The organism is Vibrio sp. 947, assembly GCF_033339115.1.
Lineage (GTDB): Bacteria > Pseudomonadota > Gammaproteobacteria > Enterobacterales > Vibrionaceae > Vibrio > Vibrio alginolyticus.
The window spans coordinates 136,155-157,349 of sequence record NZ_JAWOTX010000005.1 but is presented as its reverse complement, the minus strand read 5'-3'; the positions used below and the strand labels follow the sequence as shown (position 1 = coordinate 157,349).

Here is a 21,195-nt window from a genome sequence, read left to right as displayed (position 1 = left end):
AGAGAATTATGAGCAAACAATTCGGCGAACTGCTGATTGAGGGTAAAAATGTCGTTAAGGACTTCCCTTTAAACAGTAACTCAATCAAACAATCTAAGATGCGCGCAATCAACGACGTCTCTTTCAAAATGTACAAGAGCCGCGGCTTGTCAGTGGTAGGTGAATCTGGTTCAGGTAAGTCTACTACTGCAAAAATGATTGCAAAAATGTACGCACCAACCGATGGCATCATTGAATACAAAGGTCGTGATATCCAAGACATCACCTCTCGTCACGATTTAATGACCTACCGTGAAGGTGTACAAATGGTGTGGCAAGACCCGTTTGGCTCGCTAAACCCAACGCACAATATCTTCCACCATATTGCTCGACCACTGCTAATCCACAAAAAGGTCTCACCTAGCAACAAGAAAGAACTGGAAGAGCGTGTGTACGACCTACTTGAACAAGTTGGTCTTATTCCACCAAAAGAAACGGCGCAAAAGTTCCCGCACCAGCTATCTGGCGGTCAGCGTCAACGTGTAAACCTAGCTCGTAACATCGCAGTTGGTGCAGAAGTGGTATTGGCGGATGAGCCAACATCGATGCTCGATGTATCAATCCGTGCCGGTGTTCTGAACTTGATGGAAGAGATGAAGTTCGAGAAACAAATGTCTCTGCTTTACATCACTCACGACATCGCAACAGCGCGTTACATTGCTGAAGATCTCGCGGTCATGTACGTAGGTCACATGGTTGAATGGGGCGATACTGAAGAAATCATTCACGATCCTCAACACCCATATACGCAACTGTTGGTATCTGCGGTTCCAGATCCATCGAAGTCTATTCACGAGAAACTGAAAGGCAACAAAGGGGAAATCCCACTTTGGACACCAGAATCTGTCGGCTGTCCATTTGCTGGACGTTGTGTACACGCTACCGACAAATGTCGCGAACGACTACCGGGCGTCACTCAACTGTCCGACAACCACTTTGTCCGCTGTTACTTATTTGAAGATTAATCATAACGAGGGTCAGGTTCAGCCTGGCCCATTCCTGTTTTTATCGTTTCCCGGAGACATTGAATGCTGCTACTGACTAACCACATTGGTTATGAACGTCTGGGCCCAAAGAAAGCCATTATCCAGACCGAACAACCACACTTGTCTTCTTACACTGCTCAATTGATTTGTGCCACTAGCGAGCAAACCGTGGCAACTTTTGCGGTTGAAGAACAAGGTAAAGTGGCGAACTGGCATCAGGGCTATTTCTACCTCATCGACTTTTCCTCTTTCACAACGTCAGGTGACTATTTCTTGCAAGTAGAAGATACGCGCTCTTCCTCTTTCATCGTTGGCGAACACATTCTGTTGGATCAAACTTTGTCAGATGTGATCCACTACTTCAAATCGCAACGTTGCGGCGGGATCTTCGATCAACAAGATCGACAACTTCCAGTACTAAACTCCAATAAAAAGGTTGATGTACACGGCGGCTGGTACGACGCATCAGGAGACGTTAGCAAGTATTTAAGTCACCTTTCATACGCGAATTATTTGAATCCTCAACAAACCCCAATGGTGGTTTGGAACATCCTAAAAGGGGTTTCATTGCTTGAAGGAAGCGAAGACATTGCAGCTTTCACACGTACACGTCTGATTGAAGAAGCCCTGTTCGGTGCAGACTTTCTTGTGCGTATGCAAAACGAAAAAGGCTTTTTCTACATGACGGTCTTTGACAAGTGGAGCAAAGATACTGCGCAACGCGAGATTTGCGCGTACGAAACTCAACTTGGTCACAAATTTGACGACTATCAAGCAGGCTTTCGACAAGGTGGCGGTGTCGCCATTGCAGCGCTAGCGGCAGCGTCGCGTTTAAGTGTTCACGGTGAATACGATCAACAAAAATACCGCAACGCTGCCGAAAATGGTTACTGGCACTTAAAAGAGCACAATACGCAGTACCTCAATGATGGGGAAGAAAACATTATCGACGAATACTGTGCGCTACTGGCTTGTGTAGAACTGTTTAAAGCAACCAAAGAAACTCGCTACTTGGAAGAGAGCCGTTTGTGGACGCAACGTTTAGTTGCACGCCAAATGAGCGATGAGCAGATTCAACACTTTTGGTCAGCAAACCAAGACGGCAGCCGTCCATATTTTCACGCAGCCGAAGCTGGTCTACCAGTTATTGCCCTATGCGAATATCTATCAATTGAAGACGACTCAGCACGAGCGGAATCGGTAAAACGTATCGTCAACCTAGCGTGTGAGTTTGAGGTCACAATATCGAATAAAGTGATCAACCCATTCGGTTACCCTCGCCAATATGTTAAAGGCGTAAATGAGTCAAAACGCGAGGCATTTTTTGTCGCACACAACAATGAATCCGGCTATTGGTGGCAAGGCGAGAATGCTCGACTGGGCTCACTCGCGACCATGGCGTACCTTGCTCAACCGCATATAGCGTCGCAAGAAGTACAGCAACAACTTTCTGTGTTTGCTCAAGATGCATTGAACTGGGTTGTAGGCTTAAACCCATACGACATGTGCATGCTAGATGGCCATGGTAGTAACAACCCTGATTACCTCCCTCAATATGGTTTCTTCAACGCAAAAGGTGGCGTGTGTAACGGAATCACTGGCGGCTTTGAAGACGAGGAAGACATTGCATTTAACCCACCTGCACAAAAAGAAGACGTGTTACAAAACTGGCGCTGGGGCGAACAATGGATCCCGCATGGCGCTTGGTACTTACTCGCGATAATGAGTCAAGCTCAGCATGTTTCTCAGTTGGCGACCTCTAAAAATATGAAGGAAGAATAATCATGGGAATGTATTTTGTCGGTATCGATGGTGGCGGCACGTCATGTCGAGCCAGGATTAAAGATTCACAAGGTAATTTTCTTGGCGAGGCCAAAAGCGGCAGTGCCAACATCATGCTAGGTGCTGAAATAGCAATGGCTTCGATTCTTGAATCCATCACTTCGGCTACCGAGCAAGGCGGTCTGACACAACAAGATTTCGCGTCGATGCACGTCGGCTTAGCCCTTGCTGGCGCAGAGCACAAAGCATCTTGGCAAGCCTTCATGTCTCTTCCTCATCCATTTGCCAGTATGACTCTGAATACCGATGCTTACGGTGCGTGCGTTGGTGCGCACAATGGCGAAGATGGCGCAATCATGATTGCGGGAACCGGTTCTTGTGGCATCTACCTTAACGGATTGGAGCAACACGTTGTCGGTGGTCGTGAGTTCCCTATTTCGGATCAAGGTGGCGGTGCAGTGATGGGGCTACGCCTAGTTCAGCAAGTTTTGTTAGCTGAAGATGGCATCAGAGAAAAAACGCCCCTAGCACAACACGTTATGACGCATTTCGAAAATGAGGTCGACAACGTGGTGGCGTGGTCAAAACAGGCGCTTCCTCGTGATTATGGGCAGTTTTCTCCGGCTATTTTCCAACATGCGGAACAAGGCGATGCACTGGCCATTGAAATGCTGAAGCAAACCGCAGCGGATATAGAAATGTTTCTCGTGGCATTAAACAAGCGCGGCGCAACACGTATTTGTTTAATGGGCAGCATAGCTGAACGCATTGTACGTTGGCTTTCACCACCAGTTCAGCAATGGATTGTTGAGCCACAGTTTGACGCGATTGAAGGCGCAATTATGTTTGCTGGCAAACCAGAACATAACCTTTACTCGCTCAGTGCGGCGTAGGAGTAGATATGGAATATCGTGTTGATCTCGTAGTCCTTTCTGAGCAGAAACAAAACTGCCGCTTTGGCCTCACCTTTCATAACTTGAGCGACCAAGACCTAAACAGCTGGAGCTTAACTTTCGCTTTCGATCGTTACATTCTTCCAGACAGCGTTTCAAATGGTCAACTGACTCAAATTGGTAGTTTTTGCACACTTAAGCCAGAAGGGGTGGTACTGGCTGCCAACCATCACTATTACTGTGAATTCAGTATTGGTTCGAACCCATTCCGTTATTACTCGGATGGCTTTAACGAAGCGATGATCAACTTTGTCGTTGATGGAAACCCACAGCGCGCACAAGTGGATGTCACGCCTATCGTATTAGCTTCACCATACCGTGAACGCAGTGAGATTCCTGCAAGTTTAACCCATGCACAGCCCTTGCTGCCAAAACCAAACCATATTGAGGTCAGCGATCACTATTTTAGCTTTGATCATCATGCTGGCGTCGCGGTTTATTCAAGCCTGGCCAATTCAGCTAAAGAATGGCTACTTGATGAGCTTAAGCGCATTCACCAATTTGAGTTCGCATCAGACAATGGCAGTCAGATCATCTTCAAAGGCAACCCAACCTTGGATGAAGGCGCTTACAAACTGAAAGTAGCCGAAGAGTCAATCAAAATTGAAGCAGGATCTTCGTCTGGTTTTACCCATGCTTGTGCAACGTTATTACAACTAATCAAAGTTGGCGATCAACCTAACTCAATGGAAGTAGTTTGCTGTTCAATCAAGGACAGGCCACGTTTTCGTTACCGCGGTATGATGCTGGATTGTGCTCGTCATTTTCACTCCGTTAAGCAAGTCAAACGCTTGATCAACCAACTGGCTCATTACAAGTTCAATACGTTCCATTGGCATCTTACCGACGATGAGGGGTGGCGAATTGAAATCAAATCACTGCCTCAACTGACCGATATTGGTGCTTGGCGCGGATTGGATGAGATCAATGAACCACAGTACACGCACTTTGATGAACGTTACGGCGGCTTCTACACACAAGAAGACATCAAAGACGTTATCGAATTTGCATCGCAACGCGGCATCACCATCATTCCTGAAATTGATGTACCTGGTCATTGCCGAGCCGCCATCAAGTCGTTACCACACCTATTGGTAGAAGCGGAAGATACCACCGAATACCGCAGTATTCAGCATTACAACGACAACGTCATTAACCCAGCTCTGCCGGGGAGCTATGAATTTATCGACAAAGTGCTAGAAGAAGTCTCTGCGCTTTTTCCTGCGCCTTACGTTCATATTGGTGCCGACGAAGTACCTAACGGCGTATGGTCAAAAAGCCCAGCATGCCAAGCACTAATGGAACAACTGGGTTACAGCGACTACAAAGATTTGCAAGGACACTTCTTGCGTTATGCCGAAGACAAACTTCGTAAATTGGGCAAACGCATGCTGGGCTGGGAAGAAGCTCAACACGGCGACAAAGTCAGTAAAGATACGGTGATCTACTCATGGCTAAGCGAAGAAGCGGCCTTGAACTGTGCTCGCCAAGGCTTTGATGTGGTGCTGCAACCAGCACAAACCACTTACCTAGATATGACCCAAGACTACGCACCTGAAGAACCGGGCGTGGACTGGGCAAACCCACTGCCACTAGAAAAAGCTTACAACTACGAGCCGCTCGCTGAAGTGCCTGCTGACGACCCAATACGTAAGCGCATTTGGGGCATTCAAACAGCATTATGGTGCGAAATTATCAATAACCAACCTCGCATGGACTACATGATCTTCCCTCGTTTAACTGCAATGGCAGAAGCATGTTGGACAGACAAACAACACCGAGATTGGACCGACTATTTATCACGCTTGAAAGGCCATCTACCTCTGCTTGATTTGCAGGGAGTGAATTACCGTAAACCGTGGAAGTAATACAAAACTGATGTCGAAACATCACGCTTGAAGAGTTTTTAAATTTTGGCTGCTGATGCAGCTTCGTAAAAAGGAAAGACACAAATGAAATACGGCTATTTCGATAACGAGAATCGCGAATACGTCATCACTCGCCCTGACGTACCAGCACCATGGACCAACTACCTAGGTACTGAGAAGTTCTGTACGGTTATCTCGCACAACGCGGGTGGCTACTCGTTCTACAACTCTCCAGAATACAACCGTGTTACTAAATTCCGTCCAAATGCGACATTCGATCGCCCAGGACACTACGTTTACTTGCGTGATGATGAGACAGGTGATTACTGGTCAATCTCTTGGCAACCAGTTGCGAAGAGCCTAGACGAAGCAAACTACGAAGTTCGTCACGGCTTGTCTTACTCTAAGTTCAAATGTGAATACAGCGGTATTACCGCAACAAAAACTCTGTTCGTGCCAAAAGGCGAAGACGCTGAAATCTGGGATGTAGTGATTAAAAACACCTCTGACAAACCACGTACGATCAGTGCATTCTCATTTGTTGAGTTCTCATTCAGCCACATTCAATCTGATAACCAAAACCATCAGATGTCTCTGTACTCGGCAGGTACGGCTTACAACGAAGGCGTGATCGAGTACGACCTGTACTACAACACCAACGATTTCGAAGGCTTCTACTACCTAGCTTCAACATTTGCCCCAGATTCATACGACGGCCAACGTGACAGCTTCCTAGGCCTATACCGTGACGAAGCAAACCCGTTAGCGGTAGAACAAGGTAAGTGTTTCAATACAGCGCAAACTTGTTACAACCACTGTGGCTCTTTGCATAAGCAATTTACTATTCAGCCGGGTGAAGAAGTTCGCTTTGCTTACATTCTCGGTATCGGTAAAGGCAACGGAGAGCGTCTGCGTGCTAAGTACCAAGACCTTGCAGAAGTCGACAACGCATTTGCGGGTATCAAAGCACACTGGGATGAGCGTTGTGGCAAGTTCCAAGTGAAATCACCAAACGAAGGTCTAGATACCATGATCAACGCTTGGACGTTATACCAAGCGGAAACGTGTGTGGTGTGGTCTCGCTTTGCTTCATTCATCGAGGTGGGAGGCCGTACTGGTCTTGGTTACCGCGATACAGCGCAAGATGCAATCTCAGTTCCTCACGCTAATCCAGCAATGACGCGCAAACGTATCGTTGACCTACTGCGCGGCCAAGTAAAAGCGGGCTACGGTCTACACCTATTCGATCCAGATTGGTTTGATCCAGAAAAAGCGGATGTTAAACCATCTAAATCTCCAACCGTAGTTCCAACACCTTCTGATGAAGACAAAATTCACGGCATCGAAGACACCTGTTCTGATGATCACCTATGGCTAGTTCCAACCATCTGTAAGTACGTGATGGAAACCGGTGAGCACAGCTTCTTCGACGAAGTGATCCCTTACGCCGACGGTGGCGATGCAACGGTTTATGACCACATGAAAGCCGCGCTAGACTTCTCGGCTGAATACGTAGGTCAAACCGGTATCTGTAAAGGTCTGCGTGCAGACTGGAACGACTGTCTGAACCTAGGTGGCGGCGAATCTTCAATGGTGTCGTTCCTACATTTCTGGGCACTGCAGGAGTTCATCGACCTAGCGAAATACCTAGGTAAGGAAGCCGACGTTGAAAAATACACCGAGATGGCAGCAAACGTGCGTGAAGCGTGTGAAACACACCTTTGGGACGAAGAAGGCGGCTGGTATATCCGTGGTCTAACGAAAAACGGCGAAAAGATCGGTACAGCGCAACAAAAAGAAGGTCGTGTACACCTAGAGTCAAACACACTTGCGGTACTTTCTGGTGCGGTATCTCAAGAGCGCGGAGAAAAAGCGATGGACGCTGTCGATGAGAACCTATTCTCTGAATACGGCCTCCACCTAAACTCACCATCTTTTGCAACACCGAATGATGATATCGGCTTCGTAACTCGTGTTTACCAAGGCGTAAAAGAGAACGGTGCGATATTCTCGCATCCAAACCCATGGGCTTGGGTAGCTGAAGCGAAACTGGGTCGTGGTGATCGTGCAATGAAGTTCTACGATGCGCTAAACCCATACAACCAGAACGACATCATCGAAAAACGTATTGCAGAACCATACTCATACGTTCAGTTCATCATGGGTCGTGACCACCAAGACCACGGTCGTGCAAACCACCCATGGTTAACAGGTACGTCAGGCTGGGCTTACTTCGCTGTTACCAACTTTATTCTTGGTGTGCGTACAGGCTTCGATGGCCTAACTATCGATCCATGTATCCCAACGAACTGGCCTGGCTTCGAAGTGACTCGCCAATGGCTAGGAGCAACGTACAACATCAAAGTCGTTAACCCAGACTCAGTAAGCAAAGGCGTTAAGTCGATTACCGTGAACGGTGAAGCTGTAAATGGTGCATCTGTACCAGTTCAAGCGGAAGGTTCAGTAAACGAAGTTATCGTTACTCTAGGTTAATCATCTTTTGGGGGAGTCCTTCTCCCCTTTTGATTTATCCGGTGCATTTATGTTTTACAAGTGCATCGGTTCGCTAGCAAAGATTTAAGACGCGGTGGGATGCCGCTCTTATCGAGGATCGAATCATGATCAAATTTGGTACAGGCGGTTGGCGTGCATTTATTGGTGAGGAGTTCACCAAAGATAACGTACGCTTGGTTGCCCAAGCAGTTGCAAACATCACGAATAACGAATCGGTTGCTGATCGCGGTTTTGTGATTGGCTATGACCGTCGTTTTCTTTCCGATAAAGCAGGTCGTTGGTTCGCTGAAGTTCTAGCAGCAAACGGCATTATGGTTAGCTTTATCGACAAATTTGTCCCAACACCTATCGTAATGTTTAAAGCGAAAGAAATGGGCTGCGCATACTCGGCATGTATTACCGCATCACACAACCCTGCCGATTACAACGGCATTAAAGTCTTCATTGAAGGTGGTCGTGACGCAGATGAAATCATCACCCAAAAAATCGAATCACAAATAGACGCGCTCACTGCGCAAGATGTAAAAAGCGTCGACTTTGAACAAGCGGTTGAAGATAAGCTGATTGAAATCATCAATCCGATGAACGAATTCGTTGACTCAATCATCGACTTTATCGACATCGGAGCGATCAAGAAGGCGAATTTACGTGTTTTGATCGACCCAATGTTTGGTGTCGCGAAAAACGCACTGCAAACCGTATTAATCAACGGCCGCTGTGACGTTGATGTGATTAACGATGGCAAAAACCCAGACTTCGGTGGGTTAATGCCTTCGCCAAGCGCTGCAACACTCTACCGTTTGATGCACCTAGTGAAAGAGCAAGGTTACGATATTGGCATCGGTACTGATGGCGATGCGGACCGTCTTGGTATTATCGACGAAAAAGGTAACTTCATTCATCCAAATGAAGTGCTACTGCTGCTTTACTACTACCTACTTGAATACAAAGGCTGGAAAGGCTCCGTGGTACGTAACATCGCAACCACCCACCTTCTCGATAAAGTCGCCGAAGATCATGGCGAGAAATGCTTTGAGGTTCCTGTAGGCTTTAAGCACATCAGCTCCCAAATGGAAGCGGATGACTCACTGATTGGCGGGGAAAGCTCTGGTGGCCTAACCATTCGCGGCCACATCAAAGGTAAAGACGGCGTATTCGCATCAAGCCTATTGGTAGAAATGATTTCAGTAACCGGCAAGAAGCTGTCTGAGTTGCTGGATGAAATCTACGGCAAGTACGGCTATGCCTACATGGCAGAAGGCGATTGCAAGTTCAAACCAGCGCAAAAAGACGTACTGTTCAACAAGATTTATGTTGAAAAGCAGTTGCCTGAGTTCGAGTTTGAAATCGAAAAAGTCAGCTATGAAGATGGTGCGAAAGTCTACTTCAAGAACGGCGGTTGGATCATCGCTCGCTTCTCTGGCACTGAGCCACTGCTACGAATTTTTGCAGAGATGCAAGATAAGGACACTGCGGAACGTGTTCTTCAACAGTTTAAAGACTTCTTGTCTTTATAACTGAACCTTGTGCCCGCTTCGAGCACTATGATGAGAGTCAACGCTGTCTGAAAAGGCGCTCATCAACAGGAGAAGAGCACTTGCCCGGCTCCACTGCCGGGCTTTTTTATTGTATGTTGGAAAGTCGTAAACGAGATAGCAAAGATACTCAGGAGCGTTAAGCAAATGCCAGGACGCCTTGCGTTTCAATTTTCACCGCGACGGACTCACCTATATTTAATGCTTGCGAAGCTGTAGCTAACAAACGGTCACCATTCGCGTTAATCACATAACGGCAGTGATCACCCATAAAATGCTGTTCCAATACGGTTACCGAACTATCTTCATCGGATTGAATTTGCACATGCTGCGGTCTTAGCAGTAAAGAGCACTCCGCCTGTACTGGAATATCTTGTTGAGCCGTGGCTTCAACCACGCCCAAGTGGGTTTCATATTCTGAATTCGAAACCCGTTTAGCAGCAAGGTAGCTGCCACCACCTAAGAAATCAGCGACAAATTTACTTGAAGGCTGGTAGTAAAGCTCAGATGCTGTGCCATATTGCTCGATGACTCCATTGTTCATCACTGCCATTTTATCGGCGAAAGCAAAAGCCTCTTCACGGCTATGCGTAACAAAAATGGCAGTCACACCTTGGGCCTTAAAAATCTTACGGATCTCACTTATCAACTCATGGCGAACTTGCGTATCAATATTAGAAAACGGTTCATCCAGTAACAATAAGTCTGGGCTGTAAGCCAATGAGCGAGCAATCGCAACACGCTGCTGCTGTCCGCCAGACAATTGGTGAGGATAACGATCGCCATAACCTTGAAGGTGTACGAGTTCTAACATTTCTTGAACTTTAGCATTTTTCTCTTTTGTCGAGCTCTGCTTTAAGCCAAAGGCAATGTTTTGCGCCACCGTCAAGTGAGGAAAAAGTGCGTAATCTTGGAAAATCATCCCTATGTTACGCTGTTCTGGCGGCAACCAGTTTTCCCCATCATCAATTGTGACGCAATTTAGACTCATTTCGCCTGACGTTAACGGCAATAATCCCGCAACGGCCTTTAATAGTGTTGTTTTCCCACAGCCACTAGCTCCTAGCAAACAGACAATCTGCCCTTGTTCTACCTCAAGAGACAATGATTCAAGTACGGTTTGATCATCATATTGGCACGTTAGGTTTTTAATTGATAATGCACAGCTCATCAGTGATTTTGCTCCAGTGAACGGTTAACAACAACAAGCGGGATCAACCCAACAAGAACCAACAGGACCGCTGGTAAAGCGGCCAATTCTAAATGCTCATCCGAGGCGAAGTTATAAACGTATGTGGCTAGTGTTTCAAAGTTAAACGGACGAAGTAACAAAGCCGCATTGAGCTCTTTCATTGACTCGATAAACACTAATAAAGCCGCAATCAGTGCACCGCGCTTAACCAGCGGAAAGTGCACGCGCCACAGCATGGCATTGGGCTTACAACCCATAGTGCGCGATGCCATATCTAACGACGGAGAAATTTTATTTAAATTACTTTCGATACTACCAATCGCTACCGCGGAAAAGCGCACAACCATGGCAAATACTAGTGCGAACATGGAACCAGAAAAGATAAGTCCCGGCCTTCCCCACTCCATGGCTTTAGCAACGTCGTTGACACGATGATCCATAAACAGCACAGCGACCATCACACCGATGGCTAGTACCGTTCCTGGTACTGCATAGCCCATAGAAGAAAGACGCATAAATGCCAAGCTTTCTCGTTTACCATTGACTCGATGGGTAAAGTTAACGATCAGTGCGACAGCAACACCAATAATCGCAGCAATAACAGACACAACTAAGCTATTCCATGCGTATTCACGAAACTCTGAGGTCCAACTCTGCGCAAAATAAGTGATCGCATAATCAATCAGCTGTAGTAGCGGCAAAATAAACGCGACCGAAACCAAGCCCCAGCACCAAACTAGTGCGGTCCACTTTTTCCAGCCCGTCAACTCGTAACGAAAATCTTCGTGACTGTTAAATTGGCTTTGAAAAAGCTTTTGTTTACGGCGGCTGTATCGTTCGGCACTAAGAAGCAGTACTACAATGACGAGCATCATGGCAGAAATCTTGGCTGCCGCATTAAGATTAGAGTACCCCAACCAAGTATCGTAGACCGCTGTGGTTAACGTATTCACCGCGAAGTAACTTACCGTACCAAAGTCACCGATGGTCTCCATTGCGACCAATGATAAACCCACTGCGATAGAGGGTCTTACTAACGGCATCGAGATGCGCCAAAAGCTTTCCCATGGAGAGCACTTGAGCAAACGCGCGCTTTGCAATAAAGAGACATTTTGCTCCATAAACGCAGCCCGGCACAATAAATACACGTAAGGATACAACACCAAAGCCAACACAAAGGTCGCACCAGGCAGCGTACGAATGTCAGGGAACCAATACTCGCCAGGTCCCCATCCGGTTACATCACGCAAAAAGATCTGAATCGGGCCTGCAAAATCAAACCAATCAGTAAAAATATAACCAATGATATAACCTGGCATTGCAAGAGGTAGCACCAATGCCCACTGCAACCATTTTTCGGTCGGCAGTTTACACATGGCCATTATCCAAGCGCTTGGAATACCAAGAGTTAAGGACAGCACCATTACGCCAACAGTTAGCGCAACCGTGTTAAAAATATAAGTCGGCATGACCGTTGCCATTAAATGAGCAAACAAATCATCCGTTTCACCAATTGCGGTGTAGAAGATCGCTAAGATCGGCAAAACCAGTAGCAGAGTTATTACCCCACTACTGGTTTTCCATAAAGAGTGTTTATCTTTCATCGCCTAATTACTGCAAGGCTGTATGAAATACAAATGCTGTTGCAAATACATCTCATATCCTTTAATCAAATGGGGGTACTGTTATACCCCCACAAGGAATTAAAGGTCAAATTTCACTTCGTCTAATAGCTTAATTGCCGCTTCGTGGTTGGCTGCAATATCGTCTAGAGAAAGCTTGTCTGCTTTAAAGTCACCCCAAGATTCCACAAGCTCAGAACGCTTCACGCCTTCTTTAACTGGGTACTCATAGTTAACTTCTGCGTACATTTGCTGCGCTTTGTCACCCGTTAGGAATTCCATTAGCTTCACAGCATTGTCTTTGTTTGGAGAGTACTTCGCCATCGCCATACCAGAGATATTCACGTGAGTGCCTGTAGTCTCTTGGTTAGGGAAGTTGATGTAAACTGCATCAGCCCAAGCTTTTTGCTCTTTGTCGTTAACCATTTTACCTAGGTAGTAGCTGTTACCTAGAGAAACATCACATAGGCCTTCTTTGATCGCTTTAACTTGTGCACGATCGTTGCCTTGTGGTTTGCGAGCAAGGTTTGCTTTCACGCCTTCCAACCACTCTTTGGTTTCTGCTTCGCCATTGTGAGCAATCATTGCTGAAACTAGAGAAACGTTGTACGGGTGCTTACCGCTACGAGTACAAATTTTACCTTTGAACTCTGGCTTAGCTAAGTCTGCGTAGTTGAAATCTGCGCCTAGTTTACCTACGCGATCACGTGATGAATAAACGCTACGAGAACGTAGAGTTAGAGCAAACCACTCATTCTCTTTATCTTGGTATTGAGCAGGTACGTTTTCTTCAATGATTTTGCTATCGACTTTCTGAACTAAACCTTTGTTTGTCAGTTCAGCTAGACGGCTGATGTCTGTCGTAAGAATAACGTCAGCAGGGCTGTACTCACCTTCTTGAGCTAGCTTTTCTGCTAAGCCTTTTTTAGCAAATTTTACGTTTACTTTGATACCAGTTTCTTTAGTGAACTCATTGAACATAGGTTCAACTAGGAAAGGTTGACGGTAAGAGTAGACGTTCACTTCTTCAGCAGCCATTGCTGTTGGAGCTAGAGTAGCGCAAGTTAGTGCTGAAAGAGTTAGCAGTTTTTTCATTGTTTAATCCTTTACCATGCTAATGATAACGTTTATCAGTTGCGTTATTATATGTATGTTCAATAAGAAGACAATGACGAATATTAAAAAACCTGCTCATCGGAGCAGGTTTTATTGTGTTAAGTGTGTAACCATTTATTACAAGCTAATGATTATTTCACCGTAACAAACTCTGGGTAAGCACCAACACCACAATCATGCATGTCCATACCTTCCATTTCTTCATCTTCTGTAACGCGAATCCCAACGGTTGCTTTCAAGATTGCCCACACAACTAGGCTGGCACCAAATACCCAAGCAAAGATAACTACGGCACCTAAAAGCTGTGCACCAAACGTTGCATCACCGTTGCTCAGTGGCACTACCATTAGGCCGAAGAAACCACACACACCGTGAACTGAGATAGCACCTACTGGATCGTCAATTTTAAGTTTATCTAGAGCAATGATACTGAATACTACTAGTGCACCCGACACCGCACCAATCGCAACCGCGTACAGTGGTGATGGCGATAGAGGGTCTGCAGTGATGGCAACCAAGCCAGCTAGCGCGCCATTGAGAATCATCGTTAAATCGGCTTTACCCCAAGTAGTTTTACAAACGAATAGCGCCGCAATTGCACCGGCAGCCGCTGCTGCGTTAGTGTTTAGAAAGATCTGACCTACCGCTGTAGCATTCTCAAAATCTGAAACCATCAACTGAGAACCACCGTTAAATCCAAACCAGCCAAACCAAAGGATAAAAGTACCCAACGTTGCCAAAGGCATGTTAGAACCTGGAATCGGATAGATTTCACCATTTTTACCGTACTTACCCTTACGCGCGCCAAGCAGTAACACACCAGCAAGAGCAGCAGAAGCACCAGCCATATGTACGATACCAGAACCCGCAAAGTCACTAAATCCAGCTTCTGCTAGGAAGCCTCCACCCCATGTCCAGTAACCTTCCATTGGATAGATAAACGCAGTTAAAATCGCAGAGAAAATCAAGAAAGACCAAAGCTTCATGCGCTCAGCTACCGCACCAGAAACGACAGACATGGCAGTTGCAACGAAGACAACTTGGAAGAAGAAGTCAGACTCTAAAGAGTGGTCGACCCCTTCACCTTGGGTACCAATTAACGTACCAAATGAAGGTAACCAGCCTCCTTCTCCATTATCGACATACATGATGTTATAACCGACAATCAGAAACATCGTACATGCGATGGCGTACAAACAGATGTTCTTCGTAAGAATTTCTGTTGTGTTTTTAGAGCGCACAAGGCCAGCCTCTAGCATCGCAAAGCCTGCTGCCATCCACATTACCAACGCACCGGAAATGAGGAAGAAAAAGGTGTCAAGTGCGTAACGTAACTCGGTTACTGTTGTTGCTAATTCCATAATAAGTATCTCCAATCCTTTGAATTCTTAAAGTGCTTCTGCGTCCATTTCGCCAGTTCGGATACGCACCGCTTGGTTCAGATCGTAAACAAAAATTTTACCGTCGCCGATTTTTCCGGTTTGCGCAGCTTTTGTAATTGCTTCAACAACACGATCTACATTGTCTGCGTGAGTCGCGATTTCAATTTTCACCTTTGGTAGGAAATCAACTTGATACTCTGCACCGCGATACAATTCCGTGTGACCTTTTTGACGACCGAACCCTTTAACTTCTGATACTGTCATCCCTTCGATACCGACATCAGCCAATGCTTCTCGTACATCGTCTAATTTAAACGGCTTAATAATGGCATTGATTATTTTCATTGAGTTATCTCCGAAGCTTTCATCCTGAAACACTTCTTATAATCCAATCTACGTGCCAAGTTTTTAAGTCATTGAATAATAAAAGCTAACCTCAATTTACATATCTATAAACAAAAAGAGCGCACCATATCGGTGCGCCCTTTTCACAAATTTAAAGCAACGGCAGAGAAATCACCCAAAACTGTGCATTAAATGTTCAAAAAGTCTTTCCACTGTTCGATAAGTGCCATGAAATCCTCTATCCCACAACTTGCTGTACTTTCTGCATTGTAGAAGTCGAACTCACTTTCCATCTCGACATCATATTCATGGGCTAATGCGTTTTCTTGAACAAGAACTTCATCGCCCTGAATCATCAAGCTAATTTCCGTGCCTGTTAGGTTATACTCCTGAGAAGGCGCTGAAAATGACTGCTCAATTAGCTTTTCAACCTGTGCAATCTTCATCGGATCGTTGCCAATTTCTTCTTGCAACCAGCGCCCTACAATCTCATGTCCCATGCTACATTTTACGTAGTACTCGCCCATCAACGTGTTACGAATGAATTCAAATTCCACCGAGATTGCCTATTTCGTATCAATTTGGTGCGAGTATAGCGAATTGCTCCCATAAAAAAAGCACCTCATATGAGGTGCTTTTGAATTGTGCATTTCTGATTATGCCGGTTCTTGGAAGATCACTTCGTCCGCTTTCTTGGTGTATTGATCCATTTTATGGAAGTTCAAGTAGCGGTACGTATCCGTTGCCGTAGCGTCGATTTGCTTCGCGTATTCTAGGTATTCTTCTTTGGTTGGAATCTTACCTAGAATTGCACCTACTGCAGCTAGCTCAGCTGACGACAGGTAAACATTCGCACCAGTACCCAGACGGTTCGGGAAGTTACGCGTTGAAGTCGACATTACTGTTGATTTATCTGCAACACGCGCTTGGTTACCCATACAAAGTGAACACCCTGGCGTTTCAATACGCACCCCTGCACGTCCGAAGATACCGTAGTAGCCTTCTTCAATCAGTTGGTCTTTATCCATCTTTGTTGGTGGCGCTACCCAAAGGCGCGTCGCTAACTGGCCATTGAACTTATCAAGCAATTTACCTGCCGCGCGGAAGTGACCGATATTCGTCATACAAGAACCGATGAACACTTCATCAATCGCTGTGCCTTGTACTTCAGACAACAAACGAGCGTCATCTGGGTCATTCGGTGCACATAGCACTGGCTCATTGATTTCAGCCATATCGATTTCAATCACATGTGCGTATTCAGCGTCTTTATCTGCTTGCATCAGCTCAGGGTTTGCTAGCCACTCTTGCATTGCAGTAATGCGGCGCTCGATAGTACGGCGATCACCGTAGCCTTCAGAGATCATCCACTTCAGCATCACGATGTTAGAGTTTAAGTACTCTTCGATCGACTCTTGAGACAATTTCACAGTACAACCTGCCGCAGAACGTTCTGCAGATGCATCAGAAAGCTCAAATGCTTGCTCAACCGTTAGCGTTTCTAAGCCTTCAATCTCAAGGATACGGCCAGAAAATTCGTTGATCTTGCCCGCTTTTTCTACCGTTAGTAGACCTTGCTGAATCGCGTAGTAAGGGATGGCATGAACAAGATCACGCAGTGTAATACCCGGTTGCATTTCACCTTTAAAACGAACCAAGATTGACTCTGGCATGTCTAGCGGCATAACGCCTGTCGCAGCAGCAAAGGCAACCAGGCCCGAGCCAGCTGGGAATGAAATACCCAGAGGGAAACGAGTATGTGAGTCACCACCCGTACCGACAGTATCCGGTAGTAGCATACGGTTTAGCCATGAGTGGATAATACCGTCACCAGGACGAAGAGATACACCACCGCGGTTCATAATAAAGTCCGGAAGTGTATGGTGAGTGTTAACGTCTACTGGTTTTGGATAAGCCGATGTGTGACAGAAAGACTGCATGACAAGATCAGCAGAGAAGCCGAGACACGCCAAGTCTTTAAGTTCATCACGAGTCATAGGGCCAGTAGTATCTTGCGAACCTACTGTCGTCATTTTCGGCTCACAGTAGGTTCCAGGACGGATGCCTTCTACGCCACATGCTTTACCAACCATTTTCTGTGCAAGCGTGTAACCCTTGCCAGAATCTGCGATTTCACCAGGTTTGCGGAATACGTCCGAAGGCTCAAGACCTAGCGATTGACGCGCTTTGTCTGTCAAACCACGACCGATGATCAATGGGATACGACCACCAGCACGAACTTCATCAATCAGTACTTCTGTTTTTAGCGAGAACTCAGCTAGAACCTCACCAGTTTCGTGGTTGCAAACTTTACCTTCATATGGGTAAACATCGATAACATCGCCCATGTTGAGCTTAGTTACGTCAACTTCGATTGGTAGTGCGCCAGCATCTTCCATTGTGTTAAAGAAGATAGGGGCAATTTTGCCACCAAGCACATACCCACCAGCTCGTTTGTTTGGAACGTAAGGGATATCATCACCCATAAACCAAAGCACTGAGTTGGTTGCAGATTTACGTGAAGAGCCAGTACCAACAACATCACCAACGTAAACCAATTGATGACCTTTGTCTTTTAACTCTTCAATTTGCTTGATCGGACCAATAGTACCCGGTTGATCAGGGTTTATTCCTTCACGCTCGTTTTTAAGCATCGCCAGTGCGTGTACTGGGATATCAGGACGAGACCAAGCGTCAGGTGCAGGTGAAAGGTCATCCGTGTTCGTTTCACCTGTTACTTTAAATACGGTTAGAGTGACTTTTTCTTCAAGCTTAGGCTTAGAAAGGAACCACTCAGCATCAGCCCATGATTGAAGTACTTTCTGTGCATGCGCATTGCCTGCTTTTGCTTTCTCTTCTACGTCATAGAAAGCATCAAACATTAGCAGCGTATGAGACAGCGCTTTTACTGCGATCTCTGCCAGTGCTTCATCATCCAATAGCTCAACTAGCGGTTCGATGTTGTAACCACCTTGCATAGTGCCTAGCAGTTCAGCCGCTTTTTCACGACTCACTAATGGTGATTTAACTTCACCTTTTGCTACTGCTGTTAGGAAACCCGCTTTTACATAAGCAGCTTCATCAACACCTGGAGGGATACGGTTTTCAAGTAGGTCAAGAATGACTTTTTCTTCACCTTGCGGGGGATTTTTCAGAAGTTCTACAAGTCCAGCAACTTGTTCTGCGTCTAGCGGTTTAGGAACAACTCCTTCAGCAGCACGCTCTTCGACGTGTTTACGGTAGGCTTCAAGCACGACTTTTTCCTCTCATTGCGGTTCCTCCTCTATTATTACTATTGTTAAAGTAAAGGAGTGAACATCCTTGGAAACTTGGCTCTCCATTGCCCTTGTTTTCATTCAATTATGATTGAGAAACAGCGCCGTAGAGGCCAAACTGTGGGCAAAATAATAGCAAATTTAACCTTAAATTAAAATCTTATCATTTTGACCAACATAGCAACTTACGACTAAAGTTCTGCTAATTTTGACCAAATATGCCAAGTTTTTGCTTTCTCATACCCGATTAATTAAACGATGTTCCTACGATCAAATACACAGCATCCAAATCTTGCTCGGTACGACCGTATGCCAACATTATTGGTCCTATTGGTGAGTCAACACCAAAGAAGATGGAGCCAGCATTGTAAAGCGGCGCTTCGTTTAGTTTCAGATCATTATCAGACCAAACACCGCCATATTCGACCGATGCGCCCAGGTAGACTGGAGCTTCAAACAATCCGAAATCATTATCAAACCACTTATATCGGTACACCAAACTGCTGAAAAATAAGTTCTGTCCGATCAGGCTATTTCTTGGGATTCCCGATAGGCTTAAGAAGCCGCCCAACTCTCTGGGATCAAGCGGTAAAGATGAGTTTTTACTCTCTACAAAACTATATTCAGCATGTCCGACTAAAGTATGACGCTGATGACTCACTGCACCTTTAAATCGTGCAGAGATTTCATAAACGGTATCTTCAATAATTTTGTCAGTTTCTAAAAGGCTAACGCCTTGAGGACTTTGATCATGAGACACTAAATATTCGAGATCGACTAAAAGCCCACGAGTCGGAAATGCGAAATCATCAAGTGTATCTAGGCGATAATTGGCAAACAGGCCACGACGTTCAAAATCCAATTTACCAGCAGAAGCCAAAGTAGAAAGCTCAATATCTCCGGTTGAGTAGCGAGCGCCAAATCGAAGTTCTTGCCACAATGTGGGTTGGATACCTATCGCTAACTCTGTTGTAAAATCATCGTAAGTGACCGGAAAAAAATCATTTACTGACTCTAAATCTGGTGCTTGAGGCTCTGTTAAAGGTAAGTTTCGGCTCTCACTGCCATAGGAAATACGCCCCGATACAAAAAGTTCTTGGCTAGATAAAACAGGGGAATACAACTCAGCTTCAATCAGCTTATCCGTGCCCATTTCTACGTTGAACGCCAACTCCGCGCCATGAGAGTTCAAGTTGGTAAAGTTGGTTGATATCCCTATGCCGTACTGGCTATCTGTATCGAAGTCATCTTCAAGAAAAAATCGGAAGTTGAGATAATTAGGCCCCCACGACTTCTCGTTAACATCAAAAACCAACAATGTCTCACCATCAACCTCTTCAAAGTGATAAGTGATGAGCTCGAACCGATCTAACGCGTAGAGGTTTTCAACGGCTTTCTCAATTTCGGCCGTTGAAATACGACGTCCGGTTTCTAATTCAATACGATTCGTCAATAGCACATCGCTGTAGTGCGTGTTATTTACAATCACAATGTCATCAACCACACGCTGATCGCCATAAATCAAAGTTTTACGAACTTCTTGTTTGCGGTCGATGTATTTTTGATAGTCCGCGTTGGACAAGCGTAACTCTTTCAGCTTGTCTTTTAATTGCTTGGTAATATCGTACCCAGCTTGAAAAGCCCAAGGCATTTTGTCGAACTCGACGGTTTCCATGGTGCCCACATTGGGACGAATATAGATATCTTGAGGTTCAAGCTCGTCCACTTGCTGTTGTGTACTACGACGAACGAGATAGTTAGAGAGTTGGTCCGCGACAGTAAACAGCCCCGTAAATTCATCTTCGGTTTTGTAGTCGGTGCTAATATCGACGGCAATAACGACATCAGCCCCCATGGCGCGAGCCACATCGACAGGCATGTTATTGACGACGCCACCATCGACAAGCATATGACCATTGAGCTTATAGGGAGGAAGTGCTCCTGGTACAGACATGCTAGCCATCATGGCATCCACAAGGTAACCATTACCCAGTACGACTTCTTCTAGGGCAAGAATATCAGTCGCAACAGAACGATAAGGAATGGCAAGCTCATCAAAAGAATCGAATCGCCCTAAGTTCCCTGTAGTCTCACGCAATACTCGCAACATGTTCTGGCCTTGCACCACACCCGTTGGTGCTCGTACCTCACCGAACCTTAAGCCGAGGTCGGTATTAATTTGATAGCGGTCTTCATACTCTTTGTCACGAACTCGACGTTGGCTACGGTCAACACGATCTCGATAACCGCTGCCCCAATCGACGGTGTAGATAAAACTCTCAATTTCATCAGCACTCATCCCCGTGGCATAGAGCCCACCCACATAGGCGCCCATACTGGTACCGGTCACAATATCGACAGGGATCTGCATTTCTTCCAATGCTTTTAAAACCCCAATGTGTGCCGCCCCTTTCGCTCCGCCACCAGCGAGCACAACCGCCACCTTTGGTCGAGGTTCCAAGTCATCCGTTTTTGTTAGAGAGTTTGCGAGGGAAACAGAAGGAGTGATCATCAAAAAGGTACTAACCCAAAGCGCAAAGTTGCGAACCGATGGGCTTGATAACAGCTTTTTGAACATTCACTTCT

The 21,195-nt window shown here is 45.8% G+C and carries 14 protein-coding genes; 6 read left to right on the top strand and 8 right to left on the bottom strand.

The genetic code is table 11. The annotated features are described in order from the left end of the window. The first annotated feature begins 8 nt into the window (after window positions 1-8). The 6 genes from R7Q39_RS08355 (at window position 9) to R7Q39_RS08330 (ending at window position 9,659) form a co-directional block, all read left to right on the top strand. On the top strand, window positions 9-1,004 hold the full coding sequence (locus R7Q39_RS08355) for an ABC transporter ATP-binding protein (protein ID WP_054579087.1): 996 nt from the start codon (window positions 9-11) through the stop codon (window positions 1,002-1,004). Window positions 1,005-1,067: 63 nt separating this feature from the next. Then, the gene (locus tag R7Q39_RS08350; protein WP_176311151.1) at window positions 1,068-2,807 is read left to right on the top strand and encodes a glycoside hydrolase family 9 protein; all 1,740 of its coding nucleotides are present in this window, start codon (window positions 1,068-1,070) and stop codon (window positions 2,805-2,807) included. Window positions 2,808-2,809: 2 nt separating this feature from the next. Then, window positions 2,810-3,700: an N-acetylglucosamine kinase gene (locus R7Q39_RS08345; RefSeq protein ID WP_005380046.1), complete on the top strand. Its 891-nt coding sequence runs from the start codon at window positions 2,810-2,812 to the stop codon at window positions 3,698-3,700. Window positions 3,701-3,708: 8 nt separating this feature from the next. Continuing rightward, on the top strand, window positions 3,709-5,628 hold the full coding sequence (locus R7Q39_RS08340; protein WP_005380048.1) for a beta-N-acetylhexosaminidase: 1,920 nt from the start codon (window positions 3,709-3,711) through the stop codon (window positions 5,626-5,628). A gap of 84 nt (window positions 5,629-5,712) precedes the next feature. Beyond that, entirely contained in the window at window positions 5,713-8,121 is a 2,409-nt protein-coding gene (locus R7Q39_RS08335) for a GH36-type glycosyl hydrolase domain-containing protein (protein ID WP_005380050.1), read from the top strand. A 125-nt stretch (window positions 8,122-8,246) separates the two neighbouring features. Next, window positions 8,247-9,659 carry a phosphoglucomutase/phosphomannomutase family protein gene (locus R7Q39_RS08330; RefSeq protein ID WP_005380053.1) on the top strand — a complete coding sequence of 471 codons (1,413 nt, stop codon included), beginning with the start codon at window positions 8,247-8,249 and terminating at the stop codon, window positions 9,657-9,659. 157 nt (window positions 9,660-9,816) lie between these two features. Here R7Q39_RS08330 and R7Q39_RS08325 read toward each other — a convergent pair whose 3' ends face one another. From R7Q39_RS08325 to R7Q39_RS08290, 8 genes are all read right to left on the bottom strand, one after another. Further along, window positions 9,817-10,848: an ABC transporter ATP-binding protein gene (locus tag R7Q39_RS08325; RefSeq protein WP_017820405.1), complete on the bottom strand. Its 1,032-nt coding sequence runs from the start codon at window positions 10,846-10,848 to the stop codon at window positions 9,817-9,819. Further along, window positions 10,848-12,473, bottom strand: coding sequence for an ABC transporter permease (locus R7Q39_RS08320; RefSeq protein ID WP_132936919.1), 1,626 nt, complete (start codon window positions 12,471-12,473; stop codon window positions 10,848-10,850). The genes R7Q39_RS08325 and R7Q39_RS08320 overlap by 1 nt, the downstream gene beginning before the upstream one ends. Before the next feature lie 99 nt (window positions 12,474-12,572). Further along, on the bottom strand, window positions 12,573-13,586 hold the full coding sequence (locus tag R7Q39_RS08315; protein ID WP_005386566.1) for a Fe(3+) ABC transporter substrate-binding protein: 1,014 nt from the start codon (window positions 13,584-13,586) through the stop codon (window positions 12,573-12,575). A 152-nt stretch (window positions 13,587-13,738) separates the two neighbouring features. Further along, complete coding sequence (locus tag R7Q39_RS08310; protein ID WP_151515099.1) at window positions 13,739-14,968, bottom strand: ammonium transporter; 1,230 nt, start codon at window positions 14,966-14,968, stop codon at window positions 13,739-13,741. A 27-nt stretch (window positions 14,969-14,995) separates the two neighbouring features. Beyond that, window positions 14,996-15,334, bottom strand: a complete 339-nt coding sequence (locus R7Q39_RS08305; RefSeq protein ID WP_005386570.1) for a P-II family nitrogen regulator — start codon at window positions 15,332-15,334, stop codon at window positions 14,996-14,998. A gap of 188 nt (window positions 15,335-15,522) precedes the next feature. After that, a complete protein-coding gene (locus tag R7Q39_RS08300) occupies window positions 15,523-15,891 on the bottom strand; it encodes a YacL family protein (protein WP_151515100.1) in 369 nt (122 codons plus the stop codon). Between the two features lie 99 nt (window positions 15,892-15,990). Next, window positions 15,991-18,588: a bifunctional aconitate hydratase 2/2-methylisocitrate dehydratase gene (acnB, locus tag R7Q39_RS08295; RefSeq protein ID WP_047102649.1), complete on the bottom strand. Its 2,598-nt coding sequence runs from the start codon at window positions 18,586-18,588 to the stop codon at window positions 15,991-15,993. 268 nt (window positions 18,589-18,856) lie between these two features. Continuing rightward, on the bottom strand, window positions 18,857-21,187 hold the full coding sequence (locus tag R7Q39_RS08290; RefSeq protein WP_033905586.1) for a patatin-like phospholipase family protein: 2,331 nt from the start codon (window positions 21,185-21,187) through the stop codon (window positions 18,857-18,859). Between the last annotated feature and the right edge of the window lie 8 nt (window positions 21,188-21,195).